The following is a 21,876-nucleotide window of genomic DNA, read 5'->3' on the forward strand; positions in this document are numbered from 1 at the left end:
GCGGCCGCCGTCGCGGCGGCCGGGCGTCACGTCCGTCGTACGCTTACTGGCTCGCCAGCTGCGCCTGGGTATAGAAGCCGTCCTTCACGACGACGTCGACGTTGCGCTTGGTCAACAGCGTCGGCTGCAGCAGCACGGTGTCGACCTTCTTCCTGCCGTTGTCGTACTGCGCGTTGAACGCGGGCTTCGTGCCCTTCGCGAGATCGACGGCGAGCTTCGCGGCTTCGCTCGCGATCAGCTTGAGCGGCTTGTAGACGGTCATCGTCTGCGTGCCGGCGATCACGCGCTTGACCGCCGCGAGATCCGCGTCCTGCCCGGATACCGGCACCTTGCCCGCCAGATGCTGCGCGGCGAGCGCCTGGATCGCGCCGCCGGCCGTGCCGTCGTTCGACGCGACGATCGCATCGATCTTGTTGTTGTTCGCGGTCAGCGCATCCTCGGTGATGCGCAGCGCGGTCGACGCGCTCCATTCGGGCACCCACTGCTGGCCGACGACCTTGATGTCGCCGCGATCGATCGCGGGCTTCAGCACCTTCAGTTGTCCTTCGCGCAGCATCTTCGCGTTGTTGTCGGTCGGTGCGCCGCCGAGCAGGAAGTAATTGCCCTTCGGCTTCGCGTCGTAGACGCCCTGCGCCTGCAGCTCGCCGACCTTCTCGTTGTCGAACGAGATGTACGCATCGACGTCCGCGTCGAGGATCAGCCGGTCGTACGACACGACCTTGATGCCGGCCTTCCTCGCTTCGGCGACGACGTTGCCGAGCGTCTTCGAATTGAACGGCACGATCACGATCACGTCGACGCCGCGCGAGATCAGGTTCTCGATCTGCGAAATCTGCCGCTCCTCGCTCGCGTCGGCCGACTGCACCGACACCTTCGCGCCGAGCTTCGTCGCGGCCGCGACGAAATAGTCGCGATCGCGCGACCAGCGCTCGACGCGCAGGTCGTCGATGCAGAAGCCGATTTCGGGCTTGTCCTTGCTCGCATGCGCGAGCGGTGCGCCCAGCGCGAACAGCGCCAGCGCAGCGGCGCCGGCAAGCGAACTCAATACGGTACGACGCGTCACGGTTTTCATGTCTCCAGACTCCTTGTTATGGAACCACCTCACGAACCGCGGGAGGCCGCCGGAATGCGCCGCCCGCATCGAGTCACTGCAAAGCACGGCATCGTGCGACGCGCATCGCATCACCGATCCGCCCGTCAAGCGCCCGTGGCAAACACCGGTTCGAGCGCACGGTAAAGCGCGCGAAACGTCGGCCGCCGCGCGTCGCGATACCACGCGTGGCGCGCCATGTCCGGCTCGCGTACCGCGATGACCGGCGGCTGCGGGCACACGTCGTCGAGCGGCGCATCCGGTTCGAGCGCGAGATGCGCGAGGCGCGCGACGCCGAGCGCCGGCCCCACTTCGCCGCCCGCGCGCAAGGTCAGCGCACGGCCGCTCAGGTCGGCGAGCATCTGCGTCCAGTACGCGCTGCGCGAACCGCCGCCGATCACCGTGATGCTGTCGGGTGCGAGCCCGGCCGCATGCAACGCATCGATGCCGTCGAGCAACGCGAAGCCGACGCCTTCGAGCGTCGCGTTCGCGAGATCCGCACGCTGCGTGTCGGGTGTGAGCCCATAGAACACGCCCTTCGCATTCACGTCGTTGTGCGGCGTACGCTCGCCGCTCAGGTAAGGCAAAAACCACGGTCGGCTCTCGCGCGCATGCGTCTCGGCATCGTCGAGCAGCGCCGCGACGCCGTCGTAACCGGCCAGTTGCGCGGTGAAGTCGACGCAGCCTGCCGCGTTCAGCATCACGGACATCAGGTGCCACGTCTGCGGCAGCGCGTGACAGAAGCTGTGCACCGCCGATTCGGGATTCGCGCGGAACCCGTCGGACACCGCGAAATAAACGCCCGACGTGCCCAGCGACAGCAGCGCATCGCCGGGCCGCACGATCCCGACGCCCACCGCGCCGGCCGCGTTGTCGCCGCCGCCCGCCACCACCGGGATCTCGCGCAGCCCGAGCGCGCGTGCGACGGCCGGCGCCAGCGTGCCGGTGATGCGATTGCCTTCGAACACGGCCGGCATCTGCGCGCGCGACAGCCCGCAGGCGGCCAGCAGCGTGTCGTCGTAGTCGCGCTTCGCGACGTCGAGCCACAGCGTGCCGGCGGCATCCGACGGATCGGTCGCGAATGCGCCGGTCAGCCGGTAGCGCAGGTAGTCCTTCGGCAGCAGCACGTGGGCGATGCGTGCGAACACGTCGGGTTCGTGACGGCGTACCCACAGCAGCTTCGGCGCGGTGAAACCGGGCATCGCGATGTTGCCGGCCACGGCGCGCAGCGTGGGCGCGAGTCGTTCGAGTTCCGCGCACTCCGCATCCGCGCGGCCATCGTTCCACAGAATCGCGGGGCGCAATACATCACCGTGCGCGTCGAGCAGCGTCGCGCCGTGCATCTGGCCGGTCAGTCCGAGTGCGTCGATGTCGCGCGGATCGATACCCGCCGTGCGCGCGTCCGACACGAGTGCGGCCAGCACGCCGCACGCGGCATCCCACCAGTCGCGCGGGGCCTGCTCGGACCAGCGCGGTTGCGGCCGGCTCACCGCGAGCGGGCGGCTCGCGCTCGCGCGCACCGCACCGTCGCGGTCGAGCAGCACCGCCTTCACGCCCGACGTGCCGAGATCGAGTCCGATGTACATGGCGTCAGCGCAGCCCGTAGATCGCCTGGTTCACGATGTTCTCGCAGCGCTCCTGCGCGCCGCTCACGTGCTGCGGGTTCACCCCGCGCGCGAGCGCCTCGGCCGCGAGCGACTCCAGCGTATAGTCGCCCGACAGGATCTTGCGGCCGAACGCGTCGTCCCACCGCGCATAGCGTTGCCGGCGCAGCGCGTCGAGCCGGTCGTTCTCGACCAGCACCGCCGCGCGTTCGAGCGCGAGCGCGAGCACGTCGATCGCGCCGACGTGGCCGTAGAACAGGTCTTCCGGATCGATACTCTGGCGGCGCACCTTCGCGTCGAAGTTCATCCCGCCGGTCGTGAAGCCGCCGTGGCGCAGGATTTCGTAGAACGCGAGCGTCAGCTCCTCGACGCTGTTCGGGAACTGGTCGGTGTCCCAGCCGTTCTGCGGATCGCCGCGGTTCGCGTCGACGCTGCCGAACACGCCGAGCGCGAACGCATTCGCGATCTCGTGATGGAATGAATGGCCGGCAAGCGTGGCGTGATTCGCCTCGATGTTCACGCGGATCTCGTTCTGCAATCCGTACTGCACGAGGAAGCCATGCACGGTCGCGACGTCGTAGTCGTACTGGTGCTTGGTCGGCTCCTGCGGTTTCGGCTCGATCAGCAGCGCGCCCTTGAAGCCGATCCGGTGCTTGTGCTCGACGACCATCGACAGGAAGCGGGCGAACTGGTCGCGTTCGCGCTTCAGGTCGGTATTGAGCAGCGTCTCGTACCCTTCCCGCCCGCCCCACAGCACGTAGTTCTCGCCGCCGAGCCGGTGCGTCGCGTCGAGCGCATGGCACACCTGGGTCGCGGCCCACGCGAACACGTCAGGGTTCGGGTTCGTCGCGGCGCCGGCCGCGAAGCGCGGGTGCGAGAACAGGTTCGCGGTGCCCCACAGGAGCCGCACGCCGCTCGCCTGCTGGCGCTCGCCGAGATAGTCGACCATCCGCGCGAAATTGGCCGCGTATTCGCGCAGGCTGTCGCCTTCCGGTGCGACGTCGGTGTCATGGAACGTATAGAAAGGCGTGCCAAGCTTCGTGAAGAATTCGAATGCCGCATCGGCCTTCAGCCGCGCGCGTTCGAGCGCATCGCCCGGCTGCTGCCATGGCCGCTGGAATGCGGCCTGCCCGAAGATGTCGTGCCCCGGCCACACGAACGTGTGCCAGTAGCACACCGCGATCCGCAGATGCTCGGCGAGCGTCTTGCCCAGCACGCGCCGCTCGGGGTCGTAATGGTGGTACGCGAGCGGATTGTCCGACTGCGGGCCTTCGTAGCGAATCGCGGGAATGTGTTCGAAATACGACATGGCGTCTCCGTGCTGGGTCTTGTTGCAGCGCAACGTGCGTCGGGGTGGCGCACGCGGCCGAATTCGGTAGGCTGGATCGTGCCCGCGCCCCTGCCGGGCGGCAATTGCGAAATTGCGCAGCACGCTTAATGTTTCTTGCCAGCCGCTGCGCGCGGCGCGCGTTCCGCCCTACAATCGCCACACACCAGACACCGCGCGCCGCCGACCCGGGCGCGCCCCGGAGACAACGGCACCGCGCCCCTCGACGCAGGTGCCCCGAGATCGAGATGACACGCGTCCCTTCCGCCCAGACACCGCATCGCATCGCGCTGCTGTTCAACGCGAACAAGGTCTACGACCGCGAGATCATCAGCGGCATCGGCCAGTACCTGCACACGACGCGCGTCGTGTGGGACCTGTTCCTCGAAGACGACTTCCGCTGCCGGCTCACCGGCATCGAGCGCTTCGACGGCGACGGCATCATCGCGGATTTCGACGATCCCGCCGTCGCCAGCGCGCTCGCCGGCTCGCCGCTGCCGGTCGTCGCGGTCGGCTCGTCGTACGAGGATCCGGCCCAGTATCCCGACGATGTCCCCTATATTGCGACGGACAACCCGAAGCTCGTGTCGCTCGCCTATACGCACCTGATCGGCGCAGGGCTCGCGCACTTCGCGATGTACAGCCTGCCGATCGCGCAGGAGAACCGGTGGGCGCAGCAGCGCGAGCTCGCCTTCGACCGGCTCGCGCGCGCGGACGGGCTCGATGCGCCGATCTACCGCGGGCTGTCGACGAGCGCGTCGGGCTGGAATCACGCGATCGAGCAGCTGATCGACTGGCTGCATGCGCTGCCGAAACCCGTCGGCGTGATCGCCGTGACCGATGCGCGTGCGCGGCACCTGCTGCAGGCCTGCCTGATCGCCGGGATCGCGGTGCCGGAACAGGTGGCGATCATCGGCATCGACAACGATCCGCTCACGCGCACGCTGACGCGCATTCCGCTGTCGTCGGTGATCCAGGGCACCGAGGAAATGGGCCGTACCGCCGCGCACCTGCTGCACCGGATGCTGCGCGGCGCGCGTTTTCCCGGGCAGCGCATTCTCGTGCCGCCGGTCGGCATCAACGTGCTCGAATCGACGCGCCATCAGCCGCTGGCGAGCCCGCACGTGATGCGCGCGCGGCATTTCATTCGCCAGTACGCGTGCCAGGGGATCAAGACCGAACAGGTTGCCGACTACGTCGGCGTGTCGCGTTCGCTGCTCGAGGAGCACTTCCGGCGCGAACTGCAGCGCACCGTCCACCAGGAAATCCTGCGCCACAAACTCGAAGCCGCGCAGGCGCTGCTCGCCGGCCGGCAGGCGTCGAGCGCCGAGGTCGCGATCCGTTGCGGGTTCACGTCGCTTCAATACATGTACGCGGTGTTCCGGCGCGAGCTGGGCTGCACGCCGCGCGAATACCAGGAACGTGCGGCCGCCTCAGCCTCTTGCTGACGGCCGCCGCCCATTTGACCTCCACCATGCACATCGATACCGATTCTTCCTCCCTGACGCACGGCGCGGCGCGCGTGCATGCCGAGCCGTGGGGCACGCTGCCCGACGGCGAACCCGTTCGACGCTACACGCTGCGCAACGCGCACGGGATGCGCGTGGGCATCAGCGACCTCGGCGCGACCGTCGTGTCGTGGCTCGCGCCCGATCGCACGGGGCGCCTTGCCGATATCGTGCTCGCGCACGACACGCCGGCCGAGTACCTCGAATCCGGCGCCTACCTCGGCGCGACGGTCGGCCGCTGGGCGAACCGGATCGCCGGGGCGCGGTTCGAACTCGACGGCATCGGCTACCCGCTCGACCGCAACGAGAACGGCAACCTGCTGCACGGCGGCGCGAACGGCTTTCATCGCGCGCGCTGGGACGTGATCGACGACTGCGGCGGGCTGACGCTTCGACTCGATTCGCCGGAAGGCGACGCAGGCTTTCCGGGCAACGTGACCGTGCAGGTTCGCTACACGCTCGACGACGACGGCACGCTGACGATCGACTATACGGGGCGGACCGATGCACCGACACCGCTCAACCTGACGAATCACAGCTACTTCAACCTGAACGGGCGCCCGGGCAGCGACGTGCGCGGCCATCTGCTGCAGATCGACGCCGACGCGTTCCTCGAAGTGGACGAGGCGCTGATCCCGACCGGCACGGCCGACGTGACGGGTACCGCGTTCGATTTCCGGCACAGCGCGCCGATCGGCGCGCGCCTCGACTGGCCGAACGCGCAACTGGCCCGCGCGCGCGGCTTCGATCACTGCTTCGTCCTGGGCGACGGCGCGCACGAGGCCCGGCCCGTCGCACGCGTCTACGATCCGGAAAGCGGCCGCGAGCTGATCGTGTCGACCGATCAGCGCGGCCTGCAACTCTATACGGGCAACTATCTCGATGGCCTGCGCGTGAGCGGCGGCACACGTTGCACGCCACACGCGGCGCTGTGCCTGGAGGCGGGCGGCTTTCCGAACCAGGTGAACATGGCCGGCCTGAGCGGCGCCGTGATCCTTCATCCGGACGCCGTCTATCGACAGACCACCCGGTATCGGGTGGCCGTTCAGGCATAGCCGGCGCGGGACAGCACGGCCTGGCATTCCCGGCGGAACCGCGCACCGGGAGGATTCCCGGAACCGCATCGGGCGCAGCGCGTAAAACCCGCTACCAGCCACGGGGCGACATCAAAATATTACGCGCCACGCCCCGCAGATATTCAGTTTAGCTACACGATTCGCATACCGACTGGCGTCGCGTGCGCGGCGCGTTCGGGCGCGCCGTCGTCGGAAGAATCGCTGTGCAAGACGCCGGTTGCACCAGTTGCGCCGTGTGCCCGCTCGTCCACCTGCATGCAATCCGCGCACCCGCCGCTCATGCCCCATCGGGCGGGCGACACCCCCGCGCCGGGCGGCGGGCACCGCTTCGCTCCACGCCCCTTTCACGCAAGACCCGTCGACGCCGTCATGCAGCGCCGGGAGGTCCGTACGACGCGCGTTGCAACCCGCGCTGCCGTGAAAACCCGCAGTCCATTACCCGCCCCGCGATTCGACGCCGCCATGCACGGCGCTCATGCCGCGCATGAAAACTAATCGATTGTTGGCATCCCGGATCGACGCCGACAATCCGCACCATGCCCCCTCGTTTGCGGTACGGGCCACTCACCCTCCCAATCGGCACACCACGATCCATGAACCATCCCGCCACCGTTTCCTCCCTCGCCGGGGCCCGCAAGGCCACGCCAGCGCCCTGCCATGCCCGCCCCCGCACCTGCGGCGAAGCGCTCGTCGACCTCCTCGAGCGCCACGGCGTCGAATGCGTGTTCGGCATTCCCGGCGTGCATACCGTCGAGCTCTATCGCGGCCTCGCTGCATCGTCGATCCGCCACGTGACGCCGCGCCACGAACAGGGGGCCGGCTTCATGGCCGACGGCTATGCACGCGTCACGGGCCGACCGGGCGTTTGCTTCATCATCACCGGGCCGGGGATGACCAATATCGCGACCGCGATGGCACAGGCCTACGCGGATTCGATCCCGATGCTGGTGATCTCGAGCGTCAACGCACGGCGCGAACTCGGCCGCGGCGACGGCCGCCTGCACGAGCTGCCGTCCCAGCGCGACGTGTTCGCGGGACTCACCGCGTTCTCGCACACGCTGCTCGACGCGGCCGACCTGCCGCAGGTCCTCGCGCGCGCCTTCGCGGTGTTCGCCAGCGCGCGGCCGCGGCCCGTGCATATCGAGATTCCGCTCGACGTGATCGTGATGCCGGCGCCCGCGCTGTCCGACGCCCTGCCCGCGCTGCCGGCGCGGCCCGCGCCGGATGCGAACGCGCTCGCCGCGGCCGCCGGCCTGCTCGCGCACGCGCGCCGGCCGCTGATCCTCGCCGGCGGCGGCGCGATCCACGCGGCGACGGAATTGCGCGAACTCGCCGAACGCCTGCACGCGCCGGTCGCGCTGACGATCAACGCGAAAGGGCTGCTGCCGGCCGGCCACCCGCTGCTGATCGGCTCGACCCAGTCGCTGCCGGCCACCCGTGCGGCGATCCGCGATGCCGACGTCGTGCTCGCCGTCGGCACCGAGCTGGGCGAAACCGATTACGACGTCACGTTCGACGGCGGCTTCGCGATCGACGGCCGGCTGATCCGCATCGACATCGACGCGCAACAGCTGATGCGCAACGCCCGCGCAGAGATCGCCATCGCCGGCGATGCACAGCTGGCGCTCGGCGCGCTGTCGACCCGCCTGCACGAAACGCCGGCCCCGACACCCGACGCCGACTGGGGCGCGCCGCGCGTGGCCGCCGTGCGCGCCGCGATCGCGTCGATGCACGACGGCGCCGCGCGGTCGCAGGCGCGGCTGATCGACACGATCGTCGCCACGCTGCCCGGCGCGATCATCGCCGGCGATTCGACGAGCCCCGTCTACGTCGGCAACTTCACCCACGATGCAGCGGCGCCGCGCAGCTGGTTCAACTCGTCGACCGGCTACGGCACGCTCGGCTACGGGCTGCCCGCCGCGATCGGCGCCAAGCTCGCCGCGCCCGCGCGCCCGGTCGTGAGCCTGATCGGCGACGGCGGCCTGCAGTTCACGCTGCCGGAGCTCGCGAGCGCGGTCGAGGCGCGGCTGCCGGTGATCGTGATCGTCTGGAACAACCGCGGCTACGGCGAGATCCGCAAATACATGGTGGCGCGCGACATCACGCCGGTCGGCGTCGATCCGTATACGCCCGATTTCCAGGCGCTCGCACGCGGCTTCGGCTGCGCGGCGCACACGGCCGCGACACCCGGCGCGCTGGCCGCCGCGCTGCGCGACGCCGCGGCGCGCGCGATCCCGACCGTGATCGAAATCGACGAGGCAACCTGGTTCGCACAGGTGCAGCGATGAGCACGACACCCGATCTCGCGTTCGATCCGCCGCTGCACACACGCCACTTCATCGACGGAGCCTGGCGGGCGAGCGCCGACGGCGCGACGTTGCCCGTCGTCGATCCGTCGACGGAAGCCGTGCTCGCCAACGTCAGCGCAGGCGGCGACGCGGACGTCGAGCACGCCGTGCAGGCCGCGTCACGCGCGTTTGCCGGCTGGAAACGCACGACGGGCGCCACGCGTGCGGCACTGCTGCGCGCGATCGCGCGCGGCGTCGACGCACGCCGCACGCGGCTCGCCACGCTGCAGTCGCTCAACAATGGCAAGCCGTTCGCCGAAGCCGAAATCGACGTCGCGGACGTGATCGCCACCTTCGACTACTACGCGAGCCTCGCGGAGCGCCTCGACACCGACGGCGAAGCCGAGATCGCGCTGCCCGATGCCGACCATCGCGCGTGGATCCGACGCGAGCCGGCCGGCGTCGCCGCGCTGATCGTGCCGTGGAATTTCCCGATGGTGACGACCGCGTGGAAGCTCGCGCCCGCGCTCGCGGCCGGCTGCACCGTCGTGCTGAAGCCGTCCGAGATCACGCCGCTGCCCGAGCTCGAACTCGCCGCGATCGCCGCCGAGGCGGGGCTGCCGCCCAGCGTGCTGAACGTCGTGACGGGCACCGGCCACGACGTCGGCGCCCGACTGTGCGCGCATCCGCGCGTCGCGAAGGTGTCGTTCACCGGCAGCACCGCCGTCGGTGCGCAGGTCATGAAGACGGCCGCCGACACGATCAAGGGCGTCGGCCTCGAACTCGGCGGCAAGTCGTCGATCATCGTGTTCGACGACGCCGATCTCGATCACGCGGTCGAACTCGTCACGGGCGGCGGCCTGTTCAACGCCGGGCAGATGTGTTCGGCGACCTCGCGCGTGCTCGTCGCCGCGCCGCTCGCCGACGACCTGATCGCGCGACTCGCCCGGCGCATCGACGCAACCGTCGTCGGGCCGCCGTTCGCCCCCGGCGTGCAGATGGGCCCGCTGACGAATCGCGCGCAATACGAACGGGTGAAGCGCCACATCGCGCAGGGCCGGGCCGACGGCGCGCGGCTCGTGACGGGCGGCCACGCGCTCGACGGCCCCGGCTATTTCATCCGGCCGGCGCTGTTCGCCGACGTGCCGGCCGACAGCCCGCTATGGTGTGAAGAAATCTTCGGGCCGGTGCTGTGTGTCCGCGCATTCGACGCCGAGGACGATGCGATCGCGGCCGCCAACGATACCGAATACGGGCTCGTCGCCACCGTCGTCACGCGCGACACCGCACGCGCCAGGCGGGTCACCGCCGCGCTCGAGGCAGGGGTCGTGTGGATCAACACGCCGCAGCTGATCTATCCGCAAACCTCATGGGGCGGCTACAAGCGCAGCAGTATCGGACGCGAACTCGGCCCGTTCGGGCTCGCCGCCTTTCAGGAGATCAAGCAGGTCATGATGCCGGCCGGCTGAGGTCGCCGCGCCATGCGTTTATGTCATGCCGCGCATGCGGATATTTCGTTTGTTGCGGAAATTTGACCTCCCTACAGTTCATCCACACCCCGCGCCGCAGTCGGCGCCCGGCATCGAACCACCCGGCATCGTTCATCAGGAGACGGCCATGCAACACTTCAAGGCGGGCAGAAGGCAGGTGATCAAAACCCTCGGCACGGCGCTCGCTGCATCCGCCCTTCCGATGCCATTCATCAGTACTGCGAAGGCACAGACGAGCAGTTTCGCAGGCAAGACACTGCGCCTGCTCACGTGGTCCGACGATACCGGCGCGGCCGCGCTGCGCAACATCGCGGAGAGCTTCAGCAAGCAGACCGGCGCACGCGTGATCGCCGATCGCGCGGACGGCACGTCGGGGATGGTCGCGAAGGTCAAGGCCGCGGGCGAGCGGCCGACCTACGACGTCATCACGCTGGCCGGCGTCGGCGCGGCTGGCCTCGCGGAAGCGGGGCTGCTCGCGAAGCCCGACCTGAACCGGCTGCCGAACCTGAAGGACGTCGCGCCGCAGTACCGCACCGGCGCGAACGGCTTCGGCATCGGCTACCTGCTGTGGTCGGACGGGCTGATCTACAACACGGCGACCGTGAAGAGCGCGCCGTCGAGCTACGAGGCGCTGTGGGATCCGAAATATGCGGGCCGCCTGTTCCTGCCGCCGCCCGAATGGGCGGAAGCGGTCGACCTCGCGATCATCGCGGCGAAGCTGGCCGGCGGTTCGCAGCAGAACATCGATCCGGGATTCCGGAAGCTCGCGCAACTGAAGGACCGCGTGATGACCCTCGGCGAAAACCCGAACCAGGTCGCCGACCTATTCCGCACGGGCTCGCTCGACCTCGGCGGCATCTATTCGCCCGCGTTCTTCCCCGACCAGATCCGCAAGCCCGACTACAAGATGGGCGTGACGTACGGTATGAAGGAAGGCTTCGCGACGCAGCTGATGTTCACCGTGATTCCGAAGGCGCACCCGGGCGACCTCGACCTGATCCACGCGTTCATCAATCATTCGCTCGACGCCGGCGTGCAGGGCCGGATGGCGGCCGACGTCCTGAACGGCCCCGTGAACGGCAAGGCCGTGATTCCCGCGGAAAGCCGCGCGTTCGTGCCGTCGCCGCAGCAGATCGCGGAGAAAGCCGTGCTGCATGACGACAAGGCGCTCGCGGCCGTGCAGCCGGCATGGATCAAGCGCTACACGGGCCTCTTCTCGGCGTAACGACATGGCCTCCCTGTCCCCTCCCCGAGACGCCGCGCCGGCCGCCGCCGGCACGGTCGGTGCGCGCGCCGAGGCGCCCGCGCTGCCCGGCGTGCCGCCCTGGCTGCTGCTCGCGCCGATCCTCGCGTTCCTCGCGGTGCTCGTCGCCGCGACGGTCACGGTATTGCGCATGAGCGTCGGCGTGTCCGGCGACGAATGGCGGACCTTCACGCTGCAGAACTACCTCGACCTCGCGGACCCGTACTTCACGACGTCGTTGTGGCTCACGCTGCGCCTCGCGTTCCAGAGCATGGTGTGCGCGGTGCTGCTGGCGATCCCGGTGGCGCTCGCGATGGCGCGGACCGAATCGCGGCTCGCGCGCCGGTTGCTGCTCGCCGGCGTGCTGTTGCCGCTGCTCGTGAACCTGCTGCTGCAAGGCTATGGCTGGCTCGTGATGCTCGGGCCGGCCGGGTTGCTCAACCGCGCGCTGCTGGCCAGCGGCGTGATCGGGCGGCCGCTGCAGTTGCTGTACCGCGAGCACGGCGTGCTGCTCGGCCTGATCCAGACCGCGTTCCCGCTCGCGGTGCTGCCGCTGTCGAGCGCGCTGCGCGCGGTGTCCCGCGCCTACGACGAAGCCGCCGCGACGCTCGGCGCGAGCCGCTGGCAGACGCTGCGGCACGTGACCTTGCCGCTCGCGATGCCCGGCCTCGTCTCCGGTGCGCTGCTCGTATTCGCGTACAACGCCAGCGCGTTCGCGGTGCCGCTGCTGCTCGGCGGCCGGCGCGTGCCGATGCTCGCCGTGCTCGTGCACGACCAGGTCGCACCGCTGCTCAACTGGCCCGCCGCGTCGGCATCCGGCGTCGTGCTGATGGGTGCGACGCTCGTCGTGATGGCGGTGTCACAGCGCCTCGTGCGCACCCTGCAACGTGCCGGCGAGGTGAACCGATGAACGCCCTGCTCCTCCGTGCGCCGATGCCCGGCCGCCTCGGACGCGCGACCGGCGCGCTCGCGACGCTCGTGCTGCTGCTCGCGGCGCTGCCGATCCTGACGATGATCACGATGTCGTTCGGCGCCTCGGGCACGCTCGAATTCCCGCCGCGCGAATTCAGCCTGCACTGGTATCGCGCCGCGTGGCAGACGTTCGTGTCGTCCGATGCGAGCAGCGCGCAATCGATGGGCGCCGCGCTGACGACGAGCCTCGTCGTCGCGGTCGCGACGATGCTGATCGCGACCTCGGTGTCGGTACCCGCGGCTTACGCGCTGTCGCGCTACCGCTTTCGCGGCAAGACGCTCGTCGAGCAGCTCGTCGCGTTGCCGATCGTCTATCCGCTCGTGATGCTCGGCCTCGCGCTGCTGATCGTGTTCAACGCGCTGCCGGTCGAACTCGGCATCGTGCGGCTCGTCGTCGCGCACGTGATCCTGACGCTGCCGTTCACGGTGAAGAACTGCGCGGCGTCGGTCGCGTCGATCGGCCCCGACTTCGAGGAAGCCGCGTGCCTGATGGGCGCGAGCCCGCGCCGCGCGCTCGTCGACGTCGTGCTGCCGCTGATGCGGCCCGGCATCCTCGCCGGCATGCTGTTCGCCTTCATCGTGTCGTTCAACGAATTCACGGTGACGTTCTTCCTGTACAGCATCGACACGATGACGCTGCCGGTCTGGCTCTACAGCCGCACCGTCTCGTCGCTCGACCCGACCGTGTTCTGCTTCGCCGTGTTCACCGTCGCGATCGACTTCGCGCTGATCTGGATGCTCGAAAAACTCGTCGGCGACAAGGGTGTCGCGCTCTGACGCGCACGCCGCCTCGCCCTCGCCCGTGCAAGGAACCCTCATGACCCAGCTCATCCTCCAGAACGTGACGAAGCGCTTCCACCAGGCGTATGCGGTCGATCACGTCGACCTGTCGGTGCCGGACGGCAAGCTCGTCTGCTTTCTCGGCCCGTCCGGCTGCGGCAAGACCACGCTGATGCGGATCATCGCCGGCCTCGAGACGCCGACCGCCGGCACGCTGACGTTCGCCGGCCGCGACCTCACGCACGTACCCGCCAACCGCCGCGACTTCGGCATGGTGTTCCAGTCGCTCGCGCTGTTTCCGCACATGACGGTCGCGCAGAACATCGCGTATCCGCTGCGGCTGCGCAAGACGGACAAGGCCGCGCAGGCGCGGCGCGTGGCCGAGCTGCTCGAGCTGATCCAGCTGCCGCACATGGCCGACCGGCTCGTCACGCAGTTGTCGGGCGGGCAGCGCCAGCGCGTCGCGATTGCACGCGCGATCGCATCGTCGCCGCGCCTGCTGCTGCTCGACGAACCGCTGTCGGCACTCGACGCGAAGCTGCGCGAGGCGATGCAGGTCGAGATCCGGCTGCTCCAGCAACGGCTCGGCATCACGACGATCATGGTCACGCACGACCAGCGCGAAGCGATGACGATGGCCGACGAGATCGTCGTGATGGACAAAGGCCGGATCCAGCAGGTCGGCCGGCCGCTCGACATCTATCGCGATCCGGTCAACGAATTCGTCGCGGACTTCATCGGCCTCGGCAACATCCTGCCGGTCGCGTGCGACGGCGACGACGCCATCGTGCTACCCGGTGGGCAGCGTCTCGCGATCCGGCGCATGCCGGACACGCCGCGCGCGACCGACGCGGTGCGCCTGCTGATTCGTCCCGAGGATGTCTGCGTGCGCCCGGGCCAGCCGGCCGCGGCGCCGAATACGCTGGCGGGCACGATCACGTTCGTGCGCGACGTCGGCGCGTCGATCGAAGCGACGATCGACTGCCGCGGCTTCACGCTGACCGCCGCGACGACGCCGCGCGAGACGCCCGACCTCCACGTCGGCATGCCGGTGCTCGCGGAACTGCCCGCCCATGCCTGCAAGCTCATCGCCGCCCGCGGCGCCTGATTTCCTGTCTTTCTCCCGCGCAGTCCAGCCCAGCAACGAGGATCTCACCATGAACGCAACGTCCCAAACCACCCGTCACGTGCAGCGCCTGCTCGCCCGTACCGTCCTCCTCTGCGCCTGCGCCGGCACCGCGGCCCTTGCCGCGTTCGCGCCGCTCGCGCATGCCGACGCACTCGACACGATCGCGAAATCGGGTGTCGTGCGCATCGGCGTGTTCGAGGACTACCCGCCGTTCGGCTCGATCGGCCCGGACATGAAGCCGCAAGGGTACGACATCGACATGGCGAACCTGATCGGCCGCGCACTCAACGCGAAAGTCGAACTCGTGCAGGTCACCGGCGACAACCGGATGGCCTATCTCGCCGACCGCAAGACCGACATGCTGCTGTCGGTCGGGCAGACGCCGGAACGCGCGAAGGTGATCGATTTCTCGAACGCGTATGCACCGTACTACCTCGCGGTGTTCGGCCCGAAATCGCTGGCCGTGAAGGGCAACGCCGATCTCGCCGGCAAGTCGGTCGCGGTCGCGCGCGGCACGCTCGAGGATCTCAGCGTGAGCAAGGTCGCGCCGCCGAGCGCGACGATCAAGCGCTTCGACGACCCGAACGGCGCGATCGCCGCGTTCCTGTCGGGGCAGGCGCAACTGCTCGTGGTCGGCAACGACGTCGGCGCGACGATCATCGCGCGCCATCCGTCGATCGATCCGGAGCAGAAGTTCTCGCTGTTCAGCTCGCCCGATCACGTCGGCCTGAACAAGAACGAGCCGCGCCTGATGCAGAAGGTCAACGATGCGATCGCCGGCGCCCGCAAGAGCGGCACGCTGAATGCGTTGTCGCAGAAGTGGCTGCACGCGGCCCTGCCGGCCGACCTGTGATGCGCGCCGCCCCCGCCCCGCATTCACGACGAAAGGCATCGCGATGAATTACGTGTTCGACTTCAGCGATTTCGGCCTGTACGCCGGCCTGCTCGCGCGCGGCGTCGGCGTGACGCTCGGCCTCACCGCGGCCGCCACCGTGCTGGGCGGCCTGATCGGCACCACCGGCGCGTGGGTCGCGCTCGCCGGCCCGCGCTGGGCACGCACGCTCGTCGCGGCCTATGTCGAGCTGATCCGCAATACGCCGTTCCTGGTCCAGCTGTTCTTCATCTTCTTCGGGCTGCCCGGGATCGGCGTGCACATCGACGAAGTACAGGCGGCCGTGCTGGCGATGACGGTCAACCTGGGCGCGTACGCGGTCGAGATCCTGCGCGCCGGCATCGAATCGGTGCCGCACGGGCAGGTACAGGCGGCGCGCGCGCTCGGGCTGCATGGCCGGCAGGTGTTCGGTCACGTCGTGCTGCCGCAGGCGCTCGCGAACGTGTACCCCGCGCTGCTCGGGCAGGTGCTGATCGTGATGCTCGGCTCCGCGGTCGTCTCGCAGATCTCGGTGCCCGACCTGACCTATGCGGCGAACTTCATCCAGTCGCGCAATTTCCGTGCGTTCGAGATCTACATCGTCGTGACCGCGATCTACCTGCTGCTGTCGATCGCGCTGCGCATGCTGCTCAATCGTCTCGGCCGGCGCCTGTTCTCGGGCCGCATGCAGCGCGGCGCGGCGGCCGCGCCTCGGCGCGGCTGTTTTGCCCGCCTCGCATGGCGGGCCCGTTCCCCTGAAACCCGCCTGTCGACGGAGCGTGCACGATGATCGAATTCACCTTCCAGGACATCGCATGGAACCTCCTGCTCGCCGCGCGCTGGACCCTGCTGCTGTCGCTGATCACGTTCGTCGGCGGCGGCGTCGCCGGGTTCGCGCTGCTGGCGATGCGCGTCTCGGCGTCGGCCGCGCTGCGTCGCTTCGTGATCCTGTACGTCGAGGTGTTTCAGGGCACGCCGTTGCTGATGCAGCTGTTCCTCGGCTTCTTCGGGCTGCCGCTCGTCGGCATCGACGTGACGCCGTGGGTGGCCGCGTCGGTCGTGCTGACGCTGAACGCCAGCGCGTACCTGACCGACATCTGGCGCGGCTGCGTCGACGCGGTGCCGCGCGGCCAGTGGCACGCGGCGGCCAGCCTCGGCATGACGTGGACCCAGCAACTGCGCTACGTGGTGTGGCCGCAGGCGTGGAAGATCGCGCTGCCGCCGACCGTCGGCTTCCTCGTGCAGGCCGTCAAGAGCACCGCGCTGACGTCGATCATCGGGCTGACCGAACTGACCAAGACGGGCAACATCATCACCAACGCGGTATTCAAGCCGTTTCCGATCTACGCGATGGTCGCGCTGCTCTACTTCGCGATGTGCTTCCCGCTGACGTGGTATGCCCGCGTGCTCGAAGGTCGCTATCGCGTCGCGAAGGCACGCTGAACCGGCGCCGCGCGCGCTTCATTACGATCCAGGAACTTCCATGATTTCCATCAGCAACGTTTCGAAGTGGTACGGCCCGTTTCAGGTTCTCACCGACTGCACGACCGAGGTCAGGAAAGGCGAAGTGGTCGTCGTGTGCGGCCCGTCGGGCTCGGGCAAATCCACGCTGATCAAGACCGTGAACGGCCTCGAGCCGTTCCAGCAGGGCGGGATCCTCGTGAACGGCCAGTCGGTCGGCGACAAGAAGACGAACCTGTCGAAGCTACGCGCGAAGGTCGGGATGGTGTTTCAGCATTTCGAGCTGTTCCCGCACCTGTCGATCACCGAGAACCTGACGCTCGCGCAGGTCAAGGTGCTCGGCCGCGGCAAGGACGAGGCGAACGAGAAGGGCCTGAAGCTGCTTGAGCGCGTCGGCCTGAAGGCGCACGCGCACAAGTTCCCGGGCCAGCTGTCGGGCGGCCAGCAGCAGCGTGTCGCGATTGCACGCGCGCTGTCGATGGACCCGGTCGCGATGCTGTTCGACGAGCCGACGTCCGCGCTCGACCCCGAGATGATCAACGAAGTGCTCGACGTGATGGTCGAACTCGCGCAGGAAGGGATGACGATGATGGTCGTCACGCACGAGATGGGCTTCGCGAAGAAGGTCGCCCATCGCGTGATCTTCATGGACCAGGGCGCGATCGTCGAGGACGCCCGCAAGGACGATTTCTTCTCGAATCCGAAATCGGAACGCGCGACGGACTTCCTCGCGAAGATCCTGCACTGAGCGATACCGTGGCGCGCCGCCGCGCGCCCGTTCCACCCCCGACTCTTCCGATGAAACGACTTCCCTCCCTCAACGCGCTGCAGGTGTTCGACATCGTTGCCCGTCACGGCAGCTTCACGCGCGCCGCCGAGCACCTGTGCCTGACCCAGGGGGCCGTGAGCCGGCAGATCCTCGCGCTCGAGAGCTTCTATCAGTTCGCGCTGTTCAAGCGCACGCCCAAGGGGCTGACGCTGACGGCCGAAGGCGAACTCCTGTTGCCGACCGTGCGCGAAAGCTTCGCGCGCATCGAGGAGGTGTCGATGCGCCTGTCGCGCCGGCGGACGGAACTCGCACTGAAGGTGCCGACCTGCATGATGCAGTGGATGCTGCCGCGCATCATGCGGTTCCAGGCCGAGCATCCCGAACTGCAGGTGCAGATCACCACCACCTGGGATCACCAGGTCGACTTCCGCATGGAGCCGTTCGACGCCGCGGTGATCTACGCGGCCGGCGCCGGGCCCGACATGCATGCGATCCCGTTGTTCGACGAACGGCTCACGCCGGTCTGTGCGCCGAGCCTGCCGGCGCGGCAGCCGCTCGCGAGTGTCGACGACCTGGCCCGTCACACGTTGCTGCATCCGACCCGCGATCATCGCGACTGGAAGCGGTGGCTCGACCATGCGGGCGCGCCGCACGTCGACTCGACGCGCGGCTTGAGCTTCGAAACGCTGGATCTCGCGACCCACGCGGCGATCGACGGCTACGGCGTCGCGATCGGCGACCGGACGCTCGCGGACGAAAGCGTGGCGGCGCACCGGCTGGTGATGCCATTCGACCTCTCGTTGCCGACGGGGATGGGCTACTACTTCGTGTATCCGGACTGTGCGGAACAGCAGCAGAAGATCCAGCTGTTCGGCGGCTGGATCGCGGACGAACGCAAGGGCGCGTCGGGCGGCGCGCCTGCCCGCCCCGAACCCTCGACGCCCCCCGCCGCCTGACACATCGCGCCCCGGCGGGGCAAAAACTGCACCCGGCGGCAAAACGTCTCCTGAAACAGCTCGGTAAAGTGGCCTGCGGCCATGCGTCACGCATCACGGCCGCGCCAAAAAAATCCGATTCAGGAGACAAGCATGCAACGCATCACGAGATCAGCCATTCATCGATCGGCATGGGCCGCGTCGGGCACCGCGCTCGCCCTGGGGCTGTTTGCCTGCGGCGGCGTCGATTCCTCGTCCCCGCCGGTCACGCAGCAGGACTTCGGCTACACGACGTTGAACCTGATCACCCGGGACGGCCTGAAGTTCAAGGACATGGACAAGAGCGGCCAGCTCGAACCGTACGAAGACTGGCGGCTGAGCGCAGAAGTGCGTGCACGGGACCTGGTCGGCCGTCTCACGCTGGCCGAGAAAGCCGGCCTGATGATGCACGGCACCGCGCCGGTGCTGAACGACACGACCGGTGCGGGCACCGGCTCCGCTTACGACCTGGCCGCGCTCAAGACGCTCATCGATCAGCGGGGCGTCAACACCTACATCACGCGCATGAGTGCCGATGCGCACACCATGGCCGTCCAGGCCAACCAGATCCAGACGCTGGCCGAGCAGTCCCGGCTCGGCATCCCGGTGACGATCAGCTCCGACCCGCGCAATCATTTCCAGTACACGCTCGGCGCCAGCGCAGGCAGCAGCGGTTTCTCGCAGTGGCCCGAAACGCTCGGCTTCGCCGCGATGGGAGACGCGGCGCTCACGCGAAACTTCGGCGACATCGCGCGCCAGGAGTATCGCGCCGTCGGCATCACCGAAGCGCTTTCGCCGCAAGCCGATCTCGCGACCGAGCCGCGCTGGGCCCGCATCAACGGCACGTTCGGCGAGGACGCCGATCTCGCCCGCGCGCAGGTCCAGGCCTATATCGAAGGCTTCCAGGGCGGCAGCAACGGCATCCAGGCCAAGAGCGTCATCGCCGTCGTCAAGCACTGGGCCGGATACGGCGCGCAGAAACTCGGCTTCGACAGCCACAATTACTACGGCCGTTATGCGACCTATCCGGGCAACAATTTCGCCTATCACCTGAAGCCGTTCGAAGGCGCCTTCGCCGCCAACGTCGGCGCGGTCATGCCGACCTATTCCGAACCGGACATGACGGTGACGGTCGACGGCATCACGCTGGAGCCCGTCGGCGGCGCTTACGACAAGGCGTTGCTGACCGACCTGCTGCGCGGGAAATACGGCTTCAAGGGCGTGATCCTGTCCGACTGGCTGATCGCCGACGACTGCGACGCGAACTGCATCAACGGCGTGTCGTCGGGGGCCCCGTCGTTCGTCGGACTGGGCATGCCCTGGGGGATGGAGGGCGCGACCCGCGTGCAGCGTTTCGCGCGGGCGGTCAACGCCGGCATCGACCAGTTCGGCGGCGACGACGATCCGAGCGACCTCATCGACGCCGTCAACCGCGGGCAGTTGTCGGAAGCGCGCTTGTCGGAGTCGGCCTATCGCGTCCTGCTGCAGAAATTCCAGCAGGGCCTGTTCGACCATCCGTACGTCGATGCGGACGCGGCCGGCAAGATCGTCGGAAATGCCGGCTTCCAGGCCCAGGCGCTCGATGCGCAGCGCCGCTCGATGGTGCTGCTGCAGAACAACGGCAAGCTGCTGCCGATGACGGCAGCGGGCAAGAAAGTCTGGCTGTACGGCATCGATCCCGCCGTCGCACGGCAATACGGTTATCAGGTCGTCGATACGCCGCAAGCCGCGGACGTCGCGATTCTCCGCGTGAGCACGCCCTATCAGACGCTGCACCCGAACTATATGTTCGGCTCGATGCAGCATGAGGGCAGTCTCGCGTTCGTCGACGGCAGTGCGGACTACGAAGCCATCAAGCAGGCCGCGCTTGCGCCGAAGTCGATCGTCTCGGTGTACATGGATCGCCCGGCCATCCTGACCAACGTGCAGGACAAGGCCACCGCGATCCTCGCCAATTTCGGCGTGACCGATGCCGCGCTGTTCGACGTGCTGACCGGCAAAGGTCAACCGCAAGGGAAGCTGCCGTTCGAGCTGCCATCGTCGATGGCGGAAGTCGCGGCGCAGCGGGAAGACGTGCCGCACGATACCGCGCATCCGTTGTATCCGTTCGGATTCGGTCTCACGTATTGATGCGTCGTCGATGCCGGCTCGCCGATCGGAGCCGGCATCGACTAGGGCCGTCGACTCGCGCCTGGCCGCTCGCTGGCGGCGACGCGGTCGACCCAGCCCCGGTAGAACGCGCGGTACTTGAGCACGAGCTTGTCGTACTTGCTGTACGCGCCGCCGCCGTCCGGCTTCATCGCGTTCCAGATCTTGACGTCGTACCCCGCGGCCTGCCGGGTCTGCAGTCCGAACAGCACGTAGTCGATCGCGCGGCGCAGGGGGCCGCCCGCCTTCCTGATCGAGATGAGCATGTGCATGACGTTCTTGCCGTCGCTCACCGGCGTCACGCACTGGAGCAGCTTGTATTTGGCGTCTCCGTCCAGCGCGACGGTCATGACGCACCCGCCGGGGTAGCCGTCGAAGTGCAGGTTCATCTGCGACATGTTCAGGCCGAGCGCGCGCGACAGCATGCCGAGGGGCCCGAAGTAGCGGTTCACGGTGAAGTCGATCCCGGCGCCGAACCACGCGCCCGCCCGGGCCAGCGGCTCGACCTCCGGCCACGGGCGCCAGTCGTCGCAGAGCTTGAGCTCGAAGGCCGAGATCGGCAGCGCGTGGACCGGGTGCGCGTGCTGCGCGTCGTAGAAGTTCTCGACGATCCGCAGGACCGCCGTCGTCGTCTCGAACGCGAAGTGCAGGTGCATGAAGTCGCCGTTGTCGACGTCGGCCGCGGCGATCTCGGGCAGCGGGTGCAGCGGCTGCGGCGCGCCGTACCAGACCCACACGTAGCCGTATCGCTCGGCGGTGACGAACGTCGGCTGGCGCGCCCCGCGAGGAACGGGCTCCAGCCGGTGCACCTCCGTACTGTGACCGGGAATGTGAACGCACTGGCCCTGCTCGTCGTACCGCCAGTGGTGAAACGGGCACTGGATGCACCCGTCCCGGACCTGCCCGTCGGCCAGGTTCGCGCCGAGGTGCGAGCAATGGCGGTCCATCACCACGGCCCGCCCCGTCGCGCCGCGCCACGCCACGCATGGCCGGCCGAAGAGCGTCAGTTCCAGCGGCTTGTCCTTGAGGGCGTCCGAACGCATCGCGACGTACCAGCTCGCGGCCACGCGCGTGGTCGCGTCGTATGCCCCCGACGGTTGCTCCCGGGCATCCGCTGGATGCAATTGATATTGAACGTCGTCCATG

General features: G+C 68.5%; 18 protein-coding genes. 14 read left to right on the forward strand and 4 right to left on the reverse strand.

All coding sequences use genetic code 11. The features are described 5' to 3' along the window. Window positions 1-43: 43 nt before the first annotated feature. The 3 genes from xylF to xylA form a co-directional block, all read right to left on the reverse strand. Window positions 44-1,072 carry a D-xylose ABC transporter substrate-binding protein gene (xylF, locus tag LGM89_RS23820; RefSeq protein ID WP_089498362.1) on the reverse strand — a complete coding sequence of 343 codons (1,029 nt, stop codon included), beginning with the start codon at window positions 1,070-1,072 and terminating at the stop codon, window positions 44-46. A gap of 125 nt (window positions 1,073-1,197) precedes the next feature. Further along, window positions 1,198-2,676, reverse strand: coding sequence for a xylulokinase (gene xylB, locus LGM89_RS23825; protein ID WP_226274073.1), 1,479 nt, complete (start codon window positions 2,674-2,676; stop codon window positions 1,198-1,200). A 4-nt stretch (window positions 2,677-2,680) separates the two neighbouring features. Next, the gene (xylA, locus tag LGM89_RS23830) at window positions 2,681-4,003 is read right to left on the reverse strand and encodes a xylose isomerase (RefSeq protein WP_226274074.1); all 1,323 of its coding nucleotides are present in this window, start codon (window positions 4,001-4,003) and stop codon (window positions 2,681-2,683) included. 266 nt (window positions 4,004-4,269) lie between these two features. Between xylA and LGM89_RS23835 the strand changes: the two genes are divergently transcribed. The 14 genes from LGM89_RS23835 (at window position 4,270) to LGM89_RS23900 (ending at window position 20,712) form a co-directional block, all read left to right on the forward strand. Further along, entirely contained in the window at window positions 4,270-5,469 is a 1,200-nt protein-coding gene (locus tag LGM89_RS23835) for a XylR family transcriptional regulator (protein ID WP_226274075.1), read from the forward strand. A gap of 26 nt (window positions 5,470-5,495) precedes the next feature. Further along, window positions 5,496-6,584, forward strand: a complete 1,089-nt coding sequence (locus LGM89_RS23840) for an aldose epimerase family protein (protein WP_226274076.1) — start codon at window positions 5,496-5,498, stop codon at window positions 6,582-6,584. Window positions 6,585-7,198: 614 nt separating this feature from the next. Then, entirely contained in the window at window positions 7,199-8,893 is a 1,695-nt protein-coding gene (locus tag LGM89_RS23845) for a 5-guanidino-2-oxopentanoate decarboxylase (RefSeq protein ID WP_226274077.1), read from the forward strand. Continuing rightward, a complete protein-coding gene (locus LGM89_RS23850; RefSeq protein ID WP_226274078.1) occupies window positions 8,890-10,362 on the forward strand; it encodes an aldehyde dehydrogenase family protein in 1,473 nt (490 codons plus the stop codon). Before LGM89_RS23845 ends, LGM89_RS23850 begins: the two co-directional genes overlap by 4 nt. Window positions 10,363-10,510: 148 nt before the next feature. Then, window positions 10,511-11,608, forward strand: a complete 1,098-nt coding sequence (locus LGM89_RS23855; protein WP_089434133.1) for an ABC transporter substrate-binding protein — start codon at window positions 10,511-10,513, stop codon at window positions 11,606-11,608. A 4-nt stretch (window positions 11,609-11,612) separates the two neighbouring features. Continuing rightward, on the forward strand, window positions 11,613-12,536 hold the full coding sequence (locus tag LGM89_RS23860; protein WP_226274079.1) for an ABC transporter permease: 924 nt from the start codon (window positions 11,613-11,615) through the stop codon (window positions 12,534-12,536). After that, window positions 12,533-13,375 carry an ABC transporter permease gene (locus tag LGM89_RS23865; RefSeq protein WP_226274080.1) on the forward strand — a complete coding sequence of 281 codons (843 nt, stop codon included), beginning with the start codon at window positions 12,533-12,535 and terminating at the stop codon, window positions 13,373-13,375. Before LGM89_RS23860 ends, LGM89_RS23865 begins: the two co-directional genes overlap by 4 nt. Before the next feature lie 40 nt (window positions 13,376-13,415). Beyond that, window positions 13,416-14,486 (forward strand): ABC transporter ATP-binding protein, encoded by a 1,071-nt coding sequence (locus LGM89_RS23870; protein WP_226274082.1) that lies wholly within the window; start codon window positions 13,416-13,418, stop codon window positions 14,484-14,486. A gap of 49 nt (window positions 14,487-14,535) precedes the next feature. Then, a complete protein-coding gene (locus tag LGM89_RS23875) occupies window positions 14,536-15,360 on the forward strand; it encodes a transporter substrate-binding domain-containing protein (RefSeq protein WP_089498351.1) in 825 nt (274 codons plus the stop codon). A gap of 43 nt (window positions 15,361-15,403) precedes the next feature. Continuing rightward, complete coding sequence (locus tag LGM89_RS23880) at window positions 15,404-16,168, forward strand: amino acid ABC transporter permease (protein ID WP_226274083.1); 765 nt, start codon at window positions 15,404-15,406, stop codon at window positions 16,166-16,168. Further along, complete coding sequence (locus LGM89_RS23885) at window positions 16,165-16,821, forward strand: amino acid ABC transporter permease (RefSeq protein WP_089498349.1); 657 nt, start codon at window positions 16,165-16,167, stop codon at window positions 16,819-16,821. Before LGM89_RS23880 ends, LGM89_RS23885 begins: the two co-directional genes overlap by 4 nt. A 40-nt stretch (window positions 16,822-16,861) precedes the next feature. Further along, the gene (locus tag LGM89_RS23890; protein WP_226274084.1) at window positions 16,862-17,587 is read left to right on the forward strand and encodes an amino acid ABC transporter ATP-binding protein; all 726 of its coding nucleotides are present in this window, start codon (window positions 16,862-16,864) and stop codon (window positions 17,585-17,587) included. 50 nt (window positions 17,588-17,637) lie between these two features. After that, the gene (locus LGM89_RS23895; RefSeq protein ID WP_226274085.1) at window positions 17,638-18,564 is read left to right on the forward strand and encodes a LysR substrate-binding domain-containing protein; all 927 of its coding nucleotides are present in this window, start codon (window positions 17,638-17,640) and stop codon (window positions 18,562-18,564) included. A 132-nt stretch (window positions 18,565-18,696) separates the two neighbouring features. Further along, window positions 18,697-20,712 (forward strand): glycoside hydrolase family 3 protein, encoded by a 2,016-nt coding sequence (locus LGM89_RS23900; protein WP_226274086.1) that lies wholly within the window; start codon window positions 18,697-18,699, stop codon window positions 20,710-20,712. Window positions 20,713-20,753: 41 nt separating this feature from the next. Here LGM89_RS23900 and LGM89_RS23905 read toward each other — a convergent pair whose 3' ends face one another. Next, window positions 20,754-21,875 (reverse strand): Rieske 2Fe-2S domain-containing protein, encoded by a 1,122-nt coding sequence (locus tag LGM89_RS23905; protein WP_226274087.1) that lies wholly within the window; start codon window positions 21,873-21,875, stop codon window positions 20,754-20,756. Window position 21,876 lies beyond the last annotated feature (1 nt).

Source organism: Burkholderia sp. AU31624 (assembly GCF_020420065.1).
Taxonomy (GTDB): Bacteria; Pseudomonadota; Gammaproteobacteria; order Burkholderiales; family Burkholderiaceae; genus Burkholderia.